Raw genomic sequence first — 14,289 nt, 5'->3', positions numbered from 1 at the left:
TCAGCTAACTTCCGTTTTCCTTACGCCGCAGGCTTATTCTCCACCGTCTTCGAAACGGCCGCGGCACTGCCTACCTGCACTTTGATCTGCTTCGGCTTCGCCTCGGCGCGCTTTTCGAGCTCGATGCGCAGTACGCCAGCATCATAGCCTGCTTTCACGCCTTCATGATTAACCGTGGTGGGCACCGTGAAGGAGCGGAAGAAGCTTCCGTAACGACGCTCGATGCGGTGGAAGTTCTCTTCCTTCTCTTCTTTCTCGAACTTGCGCTCGCCGCGAACGGTAAGGGTGTTGTTCTCGAGCTGGATGTCGAAGTCTTCCTGCTTGAGCCCGGGAACTTCGAGTTTGAGCACGATCTTGTGCTGGTCCTCATAGATGTCGACCGGGGGAACGAAGGCCGCCGTAGACACCAAGTCACTCTCGTTCTGACCGCGGTTGTAGTCCTGGAAAAGCGAGTTCAACCGGTTTTGCAGCGTCAGAGCGTCACGAAAAGGATCAAAACGATGAATAGCCATACAAACCTCCAGATTTGCTTAGTGGAAAAGTTTTGAGCGCGTGGAACCACCCGCTCTGTTTCCTTAGATAGCAACTATAGCATGAAGGATGCATGAAATGTGAGTGCGTTACTATCAATATCTCGCCGGCTCAATTTGTCGCCCCATAAGCGTCTTGAATACAACCGCTTGCCGCAGCCGATCGGAGCTGCAAACGGCATTTTCCCTTGACCAGCATTCCAGGATTTGCCGTTGAAACGATCCGCTATCGCCCCTGGAGTGAAAACACTATCACTTGTCACATCTAAATTAGATTGATTCAACACTTACGCTCTCACGCAGTTACTTGTAGTTTTATCTTGTTGTTCATTCATATCCTGCAGTCGATTAAGCCTGCGAACTCAGGAAATCAGGGCGACCGCGCCGTGTACACATTTGTGTATCACTGCTGTAGCGAGAGCGCGGCGTGGAACTGGAATTCGAGTGGGACGAAGAGAAGGCCAGAGCCAACATCACGAAACACCGTGTGTCGTTTCTGACAGTGCTGAGATCTTCGCCAATGAGATCCTGGAACGAATCGACGACCGGGAGGACTATGGCGAGGTTCGCTGGATCGCTCTCGGCAGAGCGAACACGGAAGTCTTCCGCGTGGCGTACACCTGGCGTGGCGACAGGCTCATTCGCATCATTAGCGCCTAGAAAGCGAGCAGAGATGAACGAGACATCTACCATCGCGCGACACTCCCTTAGCCAGATCAAAGCTATGCGCGAACGGGGCGAAGATCAGACCAGCCCCGAGGCCCCCGAAGCTGAATCCCTAGGAACGGATTTCTGGAGCAGCGCCCGCGTCGTCATGCCGGCCGGGAAAACCTCCGTGCATCTGCGCCTGGACAACGATGTAGTGGACTGGTTCAAAGCCGCTGGGAAGGGTCATCTGACACGTATGAACGCCGTTCTCCGGGCCTATGTCGAGGCGCAAAAGCACAACCCATCTCGGAGCTAACCGATGGGCGGTCGTCGCCGCCGAAGCTGCGCGGAAGGTAGGCGGCGCTTAAGCGTCCAAAGCGGCTACAGGCCGCCATCTTTTCCATATCCACCGATGCGGTCGACAGTTCACGGGAAATCCGGAATTCCGGATTTCTGTCGCAGCCGTTTTCCCGCCGTACACCTGATACCCTCAAGACATGATTAAAGGCATCACCCTTGTCCGCCAGACCAGCACACCGGCCGTCTATGACACCCTGGTGAGCTTCTTTTCTGTGCTGGGATTTGAGGATGGAAAGAGTTGGGATTTCGAAGCAAGCCGGGGCCGTCCTTTTCTCGCGCCGCTCGGCAATCTTGAGTTTGTAGACGGCACGTCGCGCGCCGCCGCCGATACTTTTATCGAGGTAACCAGCCTGGACGCCGTGCGCCAGGTGGTGGAAGTCTGGCTGGCCAAGCACCTGAGCGCCGCCGAGGCTCCGAAGCGCATCTCGGAGACCATAGAAACCAGCTGGAAGTCGCGCGTCTTCACCGCGGAACCGATTCCCGGCACTTCGTTTGCCTTCTGGGAGTGGGCCGATCCGCTGGCCGGCAAGCCGGTCGCGCTTGAAGGCGATCTGACGGCTCAAGGCATGAAGTTCGCCATCATCGTCGCCCGCTGGAATTCGGTTATCACCGACCGCCTGCTGCAAGGGGCGCTGGATTGCCTTTACCGCAGCGGCGTTCGCAAGGATCAGGTCAATATTCTGCGCGTTCCCGGAGCGTGGGAGATTCCCTCCGCCGCCCGTGGAGTGGCCGAAACCAAGCTGGTTGATGCGGTTATCACGCTGGGCTGCCTGATTCGCGGCGAGACCGCTCATTACGAAGCCATTTACAACGAAGTAGCCCGCGGCATCGGCCAGTCGCAACAGGATACCGGCATTCCGCATACCTTTGGCGTGCTCACCACGGAGACGCTGGAGCAGGCGCTGGACCGGGCCGGCCTGAAGGCTGGGAACAAGGGCTTCGAGGCGGCATCCGCGGCCATTGAGATGGTCTCTCTGCATCGCAAGGTTGCCGCCAACGCTGCGCAGAAAGTCGAAAGCAGCTCATGAGCCTGACCGGAAAGCGGCGCAAGTCCCGCGAACTCGCCATGCAGATGCTTTTTCAAGCCGATGTGGGCAAGCAAAATCCCGATGAAGTACGCAAGACCTTCTGGCAGGCGCGGGAAGAGGTCGAGGACGATGCCCGTGGCTTCGCCGAGGACATTTTTCGCGTGGCCATGGCGCGCGACGGAGAGATCGATGGCATCATCGAGCGCCACTCCCAGAACTGGAAGCTGAGCCGCATGGCCGCAGTCGACCGCAATGTGCTGCGGATGGCAATTGCCGAGCTGATCGGATTTCCTGGTACGCCTCCGCCGATCGTCATCAATGAGGCGCTGGAGATTGCCCGCCGCTACTCCGCGCCAGAGTCTATCAACTTTCTCAACGGGGTGCTGGACGCGATTGCCAAGGAAAGACTGAACGCAAAGGCCTGAGCTGCACAGTCCATCTCTGGCCTAACAAGTCAGAAGTGCGCCGTATATTTACCAGCGCTGTAACGGCAGGGAGCTTGAGGAACTGCAGGTCCCTCCACTGCGCTTCGCTCCGGTCGGGATGACAAATTTTATGCAAGAAATCAGTGACTCAGGAGACTAGCGGCTAGCATGGCGCAAAGCGCGGATGCCTGGACGGCCAGTCCCTGCTAAACTCAGCCGGTTATGGCTTACGAAAATATCCTCGTCGAACGCGCGGAAGCGGTTGCCCAGGTTACGCTGAATCGCCCCAAGGTTCTCAACGCGCTGAATCGCGCTCTATTCTCCGAACTGGACTTGGCGCTCGATGAACTCGCCGCGGACAATTCCATTCGGGCGGTCCTTCTCACTGGTGCAGGCGAGAAGGCCTTCGCGGCGGGTGCCGATATCCAGGAACTGGCGCAGGTCTCGGCGGTCGAAGGCCAGCAGCTTGCGCTTAGCGGACAGCGCGTCTTCTTGAAACTGGAAAGCCTCGGTAAGCCGGTCATCGCGGCCATCAACGGATTCGCTCTGGGCGGCGGCTGTGAGCTGGCGCTCTCGGCGACCATGCGCATTGCGAGCGAGACTGCGCGCATCGGGCAACCCGAGGTGAAGCTGGGACTGATCCCCGGATACGGCGGCAGCCAGCGCCTGCCCCGGCTGGTGGGCAAAGGCGCAGCTCTCAAGCTGCTGCTGACCGGCGAAATGATTGCGGCGGCCGAGGCTCTGCGCATCGGCCTGGTCGACGAAGTCGTGCCTGCCGCCGAGCTGCTGCCGCGGGCGCGCTCTCTGGCTTCTACGATTGCTTCGATGGCGCCGATTGCGATTCGTCAGTGCCTTGCCGCCGTACATTCCGGATATGATCTGCCGCTCGACGAAGCGCTGAGGCACGAGGCTGCGCTCTTCGGCCTGTGCTGTGCGACCGAAGACAAGGCGGAAGGAACGAAGGCCTTTCTTGAAAAACGCGCACCGATCTGGAAAGGCAAGTGAGAAATCAAACAAATTAGCCCGGCGTGGGCCGCGGGCTTGATATTCTGAGCTAGCCCGCTCCGGCTCCGCGCTTCTGCACCATGAATCGATCCTTACCACTTGCCATCACGACTGCTCTTGCTCTTATGCTCGGCGGCTGTTCGCGCGGGAATCAGAGTCAGAGCGCTCCTCCGCAGCCGACTCCGCAAGAGAAAAAAGCTGCGATGAAGGAGCAGGACACCGACCGCCAGCAGCTCGACCAGATTCCGCCACCTGCTAAGAGCCGCTATATGGCGATTCACACGCGCGAAAGCTGGGGTAATCCCTTCCTGATCGTCGGAAAGAAGACCGTCACCCTGCGCATGATGTACCCCGAAGGTCCGCAGAGCCAGATTGCGCCCGGCAGCATGATGCACCCTGCCGATGCGCGCAAGCGCGAGTTAGTGTTGAGGCTTTCCGAGCTGCCCGAGGCGCTGGCTGCGCTGCCTGAAGATTCCTGGCCATACGGACGGGTGATTGCGCTCGAAGAAGATCCGATTGCGTCGCGCCCCGACCGCATCCAGGTCCGGCGCAATGTCGAAAACACCATTCAGGTTTTGAACGACCTGGGTGTCGTCGTGTACGAATGGCCCGCGCCGGGATCGCTACGCTAGTTTTCAGATTCGTTCTTCCTCCAGAAAAGTCCAGCGACCAAAGGGAGCGGAGCGAATAACGGATGCGTGCGAGCATCCGAGACCGGCGCCGAAGGCGCGTATGCCTGGACGGCCAGTCCGCCTGGACGCCCAGTCCGCTGTTAAGATGAAGCGCATCTGAGACCATGGTTCCGCACGCCGTCGCAATCGCCGTCTTCTGCTTCTGCTTTTTCCTGGTGACCCTCGCCGGCTTTTTCGCCGGGCGGTGGAGGCGCGCCGACCTGAACAGCCTTGAGGAGTGGGGTCTCGCCGGCCGTAAGTTCGGGACACTGATTACCTGGTTTCTTATCGGCGGCGATTTCTATACTGCCTATACCGTGATCGCGGTTCCCGCCGCGCTCTACGGAACCGGAGCTCCAGGCTTCTTCGCCATCCCTTACTGCATCCTCCTTTATCCCTACATGATGGTGGTTCTGCCCAGGCTGTGGAATGTATGTCACCGTCACGGTTACATAACTTTGGCCGACTTCGCCAAAGGACGGCACGGCAGCCGCGCTCTCTCGATAGCGCTGGCGCTCACCGGGATTCTGGCCACCATGCCTTACATCGCGCTGCAGCTGGTGGGCATGCGCGAGGTGATCGCGGCGCTGGGCATCAACGGTGAATGGCCTCTGGTGGCGGCGTTTATGATTCTTGCCGCCTATACCTACACCAGCGGATTGCGCGCACCGGCGGCCATCGCCATCGTCAAGGACACCATGCTCTACATCATGGTGCTGGCCGCGGTTGTCATTCTGCCGGCGAAGCTCGGCGGTTATGGACACATCTTCGCGACTGCAGGAGCTTCGCTGGCCACGCATAAGCCTGCCGCGTCGGTCATCCTCAAGCCGTCGCAATATCTGAGCTATTCGACGCTGGCGCTGGGATCGGCGATTGCTCTCGTGCTCTATCCGCACACCGCGACCGGCGTGCTGAGCGCGGGCAGCGGACGCATCATCAAGCGCAATGCCGCGTTGATGCCTGCCTATAACGTGCTACTGGCTTTGATCGCGCTGCTTGGCTACATGGCGATCGCCGCCGGCATCCACACCGCCGATACCTCGAGCGCCGTGCCGCTGCTCTTCGTGAAGATGTTCCCGGAATGGTTCGCGGGCTTCTGCCTGGCGGCAATAGGAATAGGCGCGCTGGTGCCCGCGGCCATCATGTCCATCGCCGCGTCGAATCTCTTCACTCGCAATCTCTATGGCGAGCTGCGCCGCACGCCGATGACGCCGCACCAGGAATCGGCGAATGCCAAGCTGGTGTCGCTCTTCCTGAAGTTCGGCGCGCTGGCCTTCGTGCTCTTCGTCAAGACGCAGTATGCGATCGAATTGCAGTTGCTCGGCGGCATCTGGATCGCGCAGCTCTTTCCCGCGATCGTTCTCGGTCTCTTCACGCGCTGGTTTCATGCGCGCGGGCTGTTCTGGGGATGGGCCGCAGGCATGGCCACCGGCACGAGTCTTGCGCTGGCACGCGATCTCAAGAGCTCCGTCTATCCCTTCCAGTTCGGGACGCATGTCTATGCGGTGTACGCCGCTATCCCGGCGCTGCTTGTGAACCTTGTCGTCGCGGTCGCAGTCACGCTGCTGTTGAATGCGATGGGGACTGCTCATCTGCCCGATCAGACGCAGCCTGGGGATTATCTGCCTCTGGAAGTTTGAACGCTCTCGGCGTTGTCGGATATTTCTCTGCGGATGGAACGATTTTTCCCTGCATTGGGTGAATCCCACATCTCAAAAGCGAGACGTGGGGCACCCGGCGGATGAATGGTTTGTCCTTAAGCTGGCGTGGTATCCCACATCTCAAACGCGAGATGTGGGGCACCCGGGGATTCGCTTCGGGATACGAAAAAACCGTCGATCCTTCCACTCCGTTTGGTCCGTCGAAACGACACACGGTGCTCGCCGGGGTGAATTCCCGTAGTCTAGGGACGCATGAGTTCGCCGTTCCCTATCCTCGACAATGCGCGTCATCCTCACGAGTCTTTCTCCGCTGCACGCGAGCTGGAGATACGGCTGCAGTCGGCTGTCCGAGGCGAAGTTCGCTTCGATGCCGGCTCGCGCGCGCTCTATGCGACCGACGCGTCGAATTATCGGCAGGTTCCCATCGGCGTGGTCTTGCCGAGCGACGTTGCCGATGTGGAAGCAACCGTTGCCGCCTGCCGTGAGCTGGGTGCTCCGGTGCTCTCGCGCGGCGGAGGCACCAGCCTGGCCGGCCAGTGTTGCAACGTGGCCGTGGTGCTGGACTTCTCGAAGTACATGCGCTCCATCCTCACGCTCGATGCCGGGACGCGCCTTGCCAAAGTTGAGCCGGGCATCGTGCTCGACCGTGTGCGCGAGGCTGCGGAGCTGCACCACCTGACCTTCGCGCCCGATCCGGCAACGCATTCGCGCTGCACACTGGGCGGCATGATCGGCAACAACTCCTGCGGCACGCATGCGCTGATGGGCGGCAAGACGGTCGACAACATCCACTCACTCGACGTGCTGCTCTACGACGGAACCCGCATGACGGTGGGCGCAACCAGCGAAGAAGAATTCCAGCGCGTCATTGCCGCCGGAGGACGCCCCGCACAGATTTACCGAGGCCTCGACCGTATCCGCAAGACCTACGCGAAGCTGGTGCGGGAGCGCTTCCCGAATATCCCGCGCCGCGTCTCCGGCTACAACCTCGACGAGCTGCTGCCCGAGAATGGCTTCCACATCGCGCGCTCGCTGGTCGGCAGCGAAGGCACCTGCGTGACGATTCTCGGCGCCACGCTTGACCTCAAGCACAGTCCACCTTGCCGCAGACTGGTTGTCGTCGGATTCGAAGACGCATTTATCGCGGCCGATCACGTTCCGTTCGTGCTGGGCTTTCATCCCATTGGACTCGAGGGCATCGATACGGTTCTCACCGGGTTCATGCTGCGCAAGGGGCTGGCGGTTGACGATGTGAAGCTGCTTCCGCCCGGCAATGGTCTGCTGCTGGTGGAGTTCGGAGCGTCGAGCGAGGCCGAGGTCGATGCGCAGGCTGAAGATTTTCTCACTGAAGTTGCGAAGCTGCCGGCGAGGCCAGCGGTGCGTCTTTACTCGCCAGCAGATGCGGCGCGCATCTGGTTTGTTCGCGAATCGGCTCTGGGCGCGACGGTCTTCGTTCCCGGCGAGCCGCATGGCTGGGAGGGTTGGGAGGACTCGGCGGTTCCGCCGGAGAAGCTGGGCTCGTACCTGCGCCAGCTCTTCGCGCTCATGGGCGAGTATGGCTACCGCAGCCCCATGTACGGCCACTTTGGGCAGGGCTGCGTGCATCTGCGCATCAACTTCGATTTCGAAAGCTCTGCGGGAGTCGCCAAATACCGCGAGTTCATCGACCGCGCGGCGGATATCGTCATCGCGCATGGTGGCTCTATCTCCGGAGAACATGGCGACGGCCAGGCCCGCGCGGCGCTGCTGCCGAAGATGTTCGGGCCGGAGCTGATGCAGGCTTTCCGCGAGTTCAAGACGCTGTGGGATCCGGGAAACAAGATGAACCCGGGAAAGCTCATCGATCCGGTCGCGATCTACGAGCCGACCGACAACCTGCGGGTTGGTCCGCATGAGGAACGAGCCAGCGAATCCAATGCGCGCGAAACCTTCTTCCAATTCCCCGACGACGGAGGCTCGCTTTCCGAGGCTACTCTGCGCTGCGTTGGGGTAGGCGCATGCCGCAAGCAGGGGCCGGGAACGATGTGCCCGAGCTACATGGTCACGCAGGAGGAGAAGCACTCCACTCGCGGCCGCGCCCACCTGCTCTGGGAGATGCTGGAAGGCGATATTCTGCCCGGCGACTGGCAGAGCGAGCCGGTGCGCGAGGCGCTCGACCTCTGCCTCTCCTGCAAAGCCTGCAAGACCGAATGCCCGGTGAACGTCGACGTCGCGACTTACAAGGCCGAGTTTCTGGCTCACTACTACCAGCAGCATCGGCGGCCTCTTCGCGATTACGCCTTTGGGTTCATGGATCGGCTCGCGGCGATCGCGTCTGTGGCTCCAGGCATCACGCCGCACCTGGCGAATCTGCCCTTGCGGATACCCGGCGTCAGCCATGCGGTCAAGGCTGTTCTCGGCATCGCGCCGCAGCGGACCCTGCCCAATTTTGCGCCGCGCAGCTTTCAACGGAGCAGGGTGCAGGGCTCAGGACTCAGGGTGCAGAAAGACAAGGCTGTGCTGCTTTGGCCGGATACCTGGAACAACTACTACCATCCGCAGACGCTCGGTGCTGCCGATCGTGTTCTGCAAACTGCCGGTTTCGATGTGCGTGTGCCTAAAGGACATCTCTGCTGCGGCCGGCCGCTTTACGACTTCGGTTTTCTGACCGAGGCCCGCGTTTACCTGGAGCGCGTCATGAGCACGCTGGCGACGGAGATCGATGCCGGCCTGCCCATCGTCTTCCTCGAACCCTCCTGCGCCAGCGTTTTTCGCGACGAGCTGCGCAGCTTCTTCCCCACCGACCAGCGCGCGCAGCGGCTGCGCGAGCAGAGCTTCCTGCTTAGCGATTTCCTGGTCCGCCATGCGCCGGATTATCGACCGCCGGATCTTTCCGGGCGCAGCATCCTGATGCACGGCCACTGCCACCAGAAATCTTTGATGAAAATGTCTTCAGAGGTCGAGCTGCTCCGCCGGACCGGGGCCGAGGTAAACCTGCTGGACAGCGGCTGCTGCGGGATGGCCGGCCCCTTCGGCTTCGAGAAAGAAAAATTCGCAGTATCGCAGGCTCTGGCCGAGCGAGTTCTGCTGCCGGCGGTCCGCTCCGCTTCGGAGGAGACCATCCTGATCAGCGATGGTTTCAGCTGCCGGGAACAGATTGCACAGAATTCTGTGCGTCGAGCAGTGCATTTTGCCGAAGTGCTGGACGCGCCCGGAAGTAATTGAATTTAAGGCACATTTCCCACAGCGCAAATTTTTCCTAGCGCTGGGACGAAACTGCTTTGTCACTGGGCGGCGGGGGATGAGGCGAGATACACTCCCGGCAAGATCCCCCGGCCAAAACTTTAGAAAGCTGCGCGTTTTCAATTGCTTAGAGATTATTTAAGCGACTGGAACGACTTTGGCATGGCAAGTGCTATTACTTACGCCAGACGGGATGCTGCGCAGCCTCCGAAGTGTGTTCTTCCAGATCATGCCAAGGAAAGCAGACAAATGAGCGATAAGAAGATCGACCAAAAAAAAATGACGAATCTTTCTAAACCTACGGCTATTTCGGCTCTGCTCGTCGCAGCCAGCCTTGGGTTCCCGGCGTTCGCGCAATCTTCCAATACGGCATCGGGCAGCACCGCACAAGTTCAGACGGGAACGGCCTCGAGCCAACCCGCAGCCACGAACGGACAGCCGAACCCCGCGGACAACAGCACGTATGCCACAGGACAGCCGCTCCAGACGAAATCGAATGAGGGTTTCTGGGGCAAGGTGAATCCGTTTGCCCGCAAGAAGTGGGTGAACAGGCAGCTCGATCCGGTAAAAGACCGGCTGAACGAGCTTGATCAGCTGCAGGCGAAGAATGCCAACGACATTAAGGATGTAGATTCCCGCGCTCAGTCGGGGATTCATCAGGCGCAGTCCACTGCCGACCAGGCCAACCAGACCGCAGTCGCCGCGAATACCACCGCGACTCAGGCGAATCAACTGGCTGCCCAGGCGAGCGACCGCACCAGCAAACTCAACTCTACGGTTTCGAATCTCGACCAGTACCAGAAAGTGAACGACACCGAGATTCGCTTCCGTCCCGGCCAGGTAGCTTTGAATGCCAAGGCCAAGGATGCTCTCAGCCAAATTGCAACCCAGGTTCAGGGCCAGAAGGGATACATCGTCGAAGTCGCGGGCTACTCCCACATTCGAGGACAGGCCGGTATCCAGAATTCGCAGCACATGGCCGATGCAGTCGTCCGCTATCTCGCCGAACAGCAGATTCCGGTCTACCGCATTCATCAAGTTGCGATGGGAAACGCTCCCGTCGACGATTCCGAAGGCGCAACCCATGGAAGCGTGGTGCGCGTGACATTAATGCAAAACAGTTTAGCGGCCTTGAACTCGTCGTCATCGAACGGCAGTTCTCCGATTGGAGCGACGCAACAGTCTTCCGCGCAGTAGCCCTCCCCTCAGGGTGTTGCGTCGCAGCCAGCCGGTATTCAACAGTAACTAGGAAATATAACAAGAAGATCCCTAGTTATAGGTCGCAACCAAGCTCTCACACAACGAGAGAACCAAGGCAGATTGGCCCCTCCCCCGAGGGGCCGTTTTTTTTGCCTCCAACTTTCTTCTACAATTTTGCTTGGGCAAAGATCGACACGGCCTTCCATCTTTAAAAGCGAGACGGTCTTGGCCCGTAGAGGGCGAAGGCATTGATAGCATGGCCTTATGACGAGTGATGAAGCTACTTCCTCCCCTGCACTCGAAGATGGTTCTCCCCGTCTTTCAGGAAGCGACATGTTTGCGAACATCCGCACGTCCTTCGCGGACCTCGGCTTCAATGAAAGCAACATACGGGATCGATATGTCTTTGAGAGCGATCCGGCAGGGTCCTTTGTCTTACCCACTTTCCCCAAGAGGAAAGCAGAGACCATCACCGGCCTGGATGTTCTTGTTCACCTCTTCATGGGACAGGAGTCATTGCCGCTCGATCTCGTAGAGCAATTCCTTGGGCAGCGGTGCTTCTCTGGGCTTCGCGAAGTGAACCTGATGCGGCTCGAGGATGAAGGCGCGACATGCCGAGCCACGGTGCGTATCGAGCCAGTCAAAAAACTGCTGGTCTGCGCGGATTTGTTTCCACGGAAATCTTCGTCGAAGAAGATTCCCCTACGAAGCGATCACGTTTATCGTCCCTGGGATTTCAGCGCGCAGATGTACGGGCGCATCATTCCCGAGATTCCGTGCAGGAGCTTTCTGGAGATGTGCTGCGGCTCCGCATATGTGTGCCTTGCGGCGGCGAAGAATTTTGCTGAGTCCGTTTACGGAGTCGACATCAATGAGCGGGCGATTCGCTTTGCGGAATTCAACAAGAAGCTCAATGGGATTGAAAATGTCACTCTCTACAGCGGCGACCTGTTCGAGCCGGTTCAATCGCACACCTTCGACCGCATCGTCGCCCATCCTCCTTACGTTCCGGCGCTGGTCGAATCGCTCACCTTCGCCGACGGCGGAGTGGATGGAGAACGCGTATCGACGGCCTTGATCCGCGAAATGCCGCGTTACCTGGCGGACGGAGGCGAGTTCTGCAGCTACCTAGCGCTTTCCGATCGCGTGGATGCTCCGGCGGAGCTTCGCGTTCGTGAGATGCTCGGCACGTACGGGCAGGAGCTCGACGTGGCTCTCCTGGTGATGGCCGAACGCTCACCTGCGTCGTTCCTGATAAGCCGCTCCGACCCCACCCCGTTTTCCGAGGAGAACGAGCAGCTGCAGGATGCTTGTAGAAAGCTGGGCATTACCCGGTTCATCACAACGGCTCTCACCATTCGGAGCCGGAAAGGATCGGCTCCATTGACGCTTCGGCATCGGGCGGTGAGTTGGCAGACGGTGAGAGCGATGTCCGAGACCATGACTTTTGCTCGATGACCTTCGCTCACTAATGATCGACCGCAAAATCAAACGGCCTGACGCTGGAGCGTCAAGCCGTTTGTAGTTTAGCTGAGAAGCGTTATGCGGGAGACGGGCTGCCTTCGGGGAAGCTCGATCCACGGCCTGGTTCCGGCTTGAGAACCTGCTGCACGTCGCCGCTGGTCGCACCTGCTCCGCCGGAGGGCTTCACCGGAGGCAATTCCTTGCCTTCGATGACCAGGCGAATGTCGTTGGCGTCGAGCGTCTCGCGTTCCAGCAAGGCCGCCGACATCCGGTGCATAACATCCTGATTGCTGTTCAGAATGTCGTGCGCGGAGCGGTAAGCTTCATCGACCAGGCTGCGAACTTCGGCATCGATCTGCCGTGCCGTTTCCTCGGAGAAGTCGCGATGCTGTGCGATCTCGCGTCCCAGGAAGATCTGCTCTTCCTTCTTGCCGAAGGTGAGCGGACCGAGGCGGCTCATCCCGTACTCGCAGACCATCTTGCGGGCCAGATCCGTAGCACGCTCGATGTCGTTGCCGGCGCCGGTCGTCATCTGCTTGAGGAAGATCTCTTCGGCGATGCGGCCGCCCATGAGGATGGCAAGCTGCGTCTCAAGATAATCCTTGGTGACGGTGTGCTTATCGTCTTCGGGAAGCTGCATGGTAACGCCCAGAGCCATGCCGCGAGGGATGATGGTGACCTTGTGCAGCGGATCTGCGTGGTCGCGAATGGCAGCGACGATGGCGTGACCGGCTTCGTGATAGGCGGTGACCCGCTTCTCTTCGTCGGTCAACAGCATCGACTTGCGCTCCGCACCCATCAGGACCTTGTCCTTGGCGTGCTCGAAATCCACCATGAACACCGACTTGCGGTTGGCGCGAGCGGCGCTAAGGGCGGCTTCGTTCACCATATTGGCGAGATCGGCGCCGGAGAAGCCCGGTGTGCCGCGCGCCATGACGCGGAGATCGACGTCTTCGGAGAGCGGAACCTTCTTGGCGTGGACGCGAAGAACCTCTTCGCGGCCGCGAACGTCAGGACGGCCGACGATCACGCGGCGGTCGAAGCGGCCGGGGCGCAGCAGCGCGGGGTCGAGGACATCAGGGCGGTTGGTCGCGGCGACGAGAATGACGCCGTCGTTGGACTCGAAGCCGTCCATCTCGACAAGCAGCTGGTTAAGGGTCTGTTCGCGCTCATCGTGTCCGCCGCCGAGGCCTGCGCCGCGGTGACGGCCGACTGCGTCGATTTCATCGATGAAGATGATGCAGGGGGCGTTCTTCTTGCCCTGCTCGAAGAGGTCGCGGACGCGGCTTGCGCCGACGCCGACGAACATTTCGACGAAGTCCGAGCCGGAGATGGAGAAGAACGGAACGTTGGCCTCGCCGGCAACGGCGCGGGCCAGCAGGGTCTTGCCGGTTCCTGGAGGTCCGACGAGCAGCACACCCTTGGGGATGCGTCCGCCCAGGCGCTGGAACTTCTGCGCCTCGCGGAGGAACTCGATAATCTCCTTGAGCTCTTCCTTGGCCTCATCGACGCCGGCTACATCCTTAAATGTGATCTTCTTCTGCTGCATGGAGAGCAGACGGGCGCGGCTCTTGCCGAAGGAGAGGGCCTTGTTGCCGCCGCTCTGCATCTGCCGGATCATGAAGAACCACAACGCGCCGATCACGATGACCGGGGAAAACTGAATCAGGATGCTCCACCAGGCATTGCCCTGGTTGTCGCGGATGCTGACCTTGATCTTGTTCTGGTCGAGGATGTCGAACAGGTGGGGGTAGTTTGCAGGCACGGTGGTGTGGAAGTTGCTGGACTTGTCACCCAGCAGCTTGCCGCGCACTTCGTTTCCGGTCATGGTCAGGTCTGCAACCTGGCCGTGCTGCGCATCCTGTAGAAATTCCGAGAAGGCGATTTCCGTGTCTGTGCCCCGTCCGGTGCTCTTTTGAAAGACCTGCCAGAGGACCACCAAGCACGCAAAGATAAAGACCCAGAAAATGATCGTCTTGACCGTAGAATTCACGAAGAAAAACCTCTTTTCTCTCAAGCGCAGACAGAAAAGAAGATGGAGGAAGGTTTCAATGCAAGTCCCTCAACGGACTCGC

The 14,289-nt window shown here is 59.7% G+C and carries 12 protein-coding genes; 10 read left to right on the top strand and 2 right to left on the bottom strand.

Annotated elements, in window-relative coordinates; all coding sequences use genetic code 11:
- Positions 1-20: 20 nt before the first annotated feature.
- Positions 21-512, bottom strand: coding sequence for an Hsp20/alpha crystallin family protein (locus XX99_RS05135; RefSeq protein WP_050058308.1), 492 nt, complete (start codon positions 510-512; stop codon positions 21-23).
- 462 nt (positions 513-974) lie between these two features.
- Here XX99_RS05135 and XX99_RS05130 point away from each other — a divergent pair, with 462 nt between their 5' ends.
- The 10 genes from XX99_RS05130 (at position 975) to XX99_RS05085 (ending at position 12,208) form a co-directional block, all read left to right on the top strand.
- On the top strand, positions 975-1,190 hold the full coding sequence (locus tag XX99_RS05130; RefSeq protein WP_197081829.1) for a BrnT family toxin: 216 nt from the start codon (positions 975-977) through the stop codon (positions 1,188-1,190).
- Positions 1,191-1,203: 13 nt separating this feature from the next.
- A complete protein-coding gene (locus XX99_RS05125; RefSeq protein WP_050058307.1) occupies positions 1,204-1,494 on the top strand; it encodes a BrnA antitoxin family protein in 291 nt (96 codons plus the stop codon).
- 181 nt (positions 1,495-1,675) lie between these two features.
- Complete coding sequence (gene ribH / locus XX99_RS28305) at positions 1,676-2,566, top strand: 6,7-dimethyl-8-ribityllumazine synthase (RefSeq protein WP_082125265.1); 891 nt, start codon at positions 1,676-1,678, stop codon at positions 2,564-2,566.
- Positions 2,563-2,991 (top strand): transcription antitermination factor NusB, encoded by a 429-nt coding sequence (gene nusB, locus XX99_RS05115; RefSeq protein WP_050058306.1) that lies wholly within the window; start codon positions 2,563-2,565, stop codon positions 2,989-2,991. Before ribH ends, nusB begins: the two co-directional genes overlap by 4 nt.
- 222 nt (positions 2,992-3,213) lie before the next feature.
- The gene (locus XX99_RS05110) at positions 3,214-3,996 is read left to right on the top strand and encodes an enoyl-CoA hydratase-related protein (protein ID WP_050058305.1); all 783 of its coding nucleotides are present in this window, start codon (positions 3,214-3,216) and stop codon (positions 3,994-3,996) included.
- Positions 3,997-4,076: 80 nt separating this feature from the next.
- The gene (locus XX99_RS05105) at positions 4,077-4,628 is read left to right on the top strand and encodes a hypothetical protein (RefSeq protein WP_050058304.1); all 552 of its coding nucleotides are present in this window, start codon (positions 4,077-4,079) and stop codon (positions 4,626-4,628) included.
- A 164-nt stretch (positions 4,629-4,792) separates the two neighbouring features.
- On the top strand, positions 4,793-6,307 hold the full coding sequence (mctP, locus tag XX99_RS05100; RefSeq protein ID WP_050058303.1) for a monocarboxylate uptake permease MctP: 1,515 nt from the start codon (positions 4,793-4,795) through the stop codon (positions 6,305-6,307).
- A gap of 273 nt (positions 6,308-6,580) precedes the next feature.
- Positions 6,581-9,532, top strand: coding sequence for an FAD-binding and (Fe-S)-binding domain-containing protein (locus XX99_RS05095; protein WP_050058302.1), 2,952 nt, complete (start codon positions 6,581-6,583; stop codon positions 9,530-9,532).
- 267 nt (positions 9,533-9,799) lie between these two features.
- On the top strand, positions 9,800-10,747 hold the full coding sequence (locus XX99_RS05090) for an OmpA family protein (RefSeq protein ID WP_231581156.1): 948 nt from the start codon (positions 9,800-9,802) through the stop codon (positions 10,745-10,747).
- A 336-nt stretch (positions 10,748-11,083) separates the two neighbouring features.
- Positions 11,084-12,208, top strand: coding sequence for a methyltransferase domain-containing protein (locus tag XX99_RS05085; protein ID WP_050058301.1), 1,125 nt, complete (start codon positions 11,084-11,086; stop codon positions 12,206-12,208).
- 82 nt (positions 12,209-12,290) lie between these two features.
- On the opposite strand, the gene ftsH is transcribed toward XX99_RS05085, so the two are convergent.
- Positions 12,291-14,207 (bottom strand): ATP-dependent zinc metalloprotease FtsH, encoded by a 1,917-nt coding sequence (gene ftsH / locus XX99_RS05080; RefSeq protein WP_050058421.1) that lies wholly within the window; start codon positions 14,205-14,207, stop codon positions 12,291-12,293.
- Between the last annotated feature and the right edge of the window lie 82 nt (positions 14,208-14,289).

This window comes from Silvibacterium bohemicum (assembly GCF_001006305.1).
In the GTDB taxonomy this organism is placed as follows: Bacteria; Acidobacteriota; Terriglobia; order Terriglobales; family Acidobacteriaceae; genus Silvibacterium; species Silvibacterium bohemicum.
The sequence above is the reverse complement of the archived record's forward strand: the minus strand, read 5'-3'. Positions and strand labels throughout refer to the sequence as shown.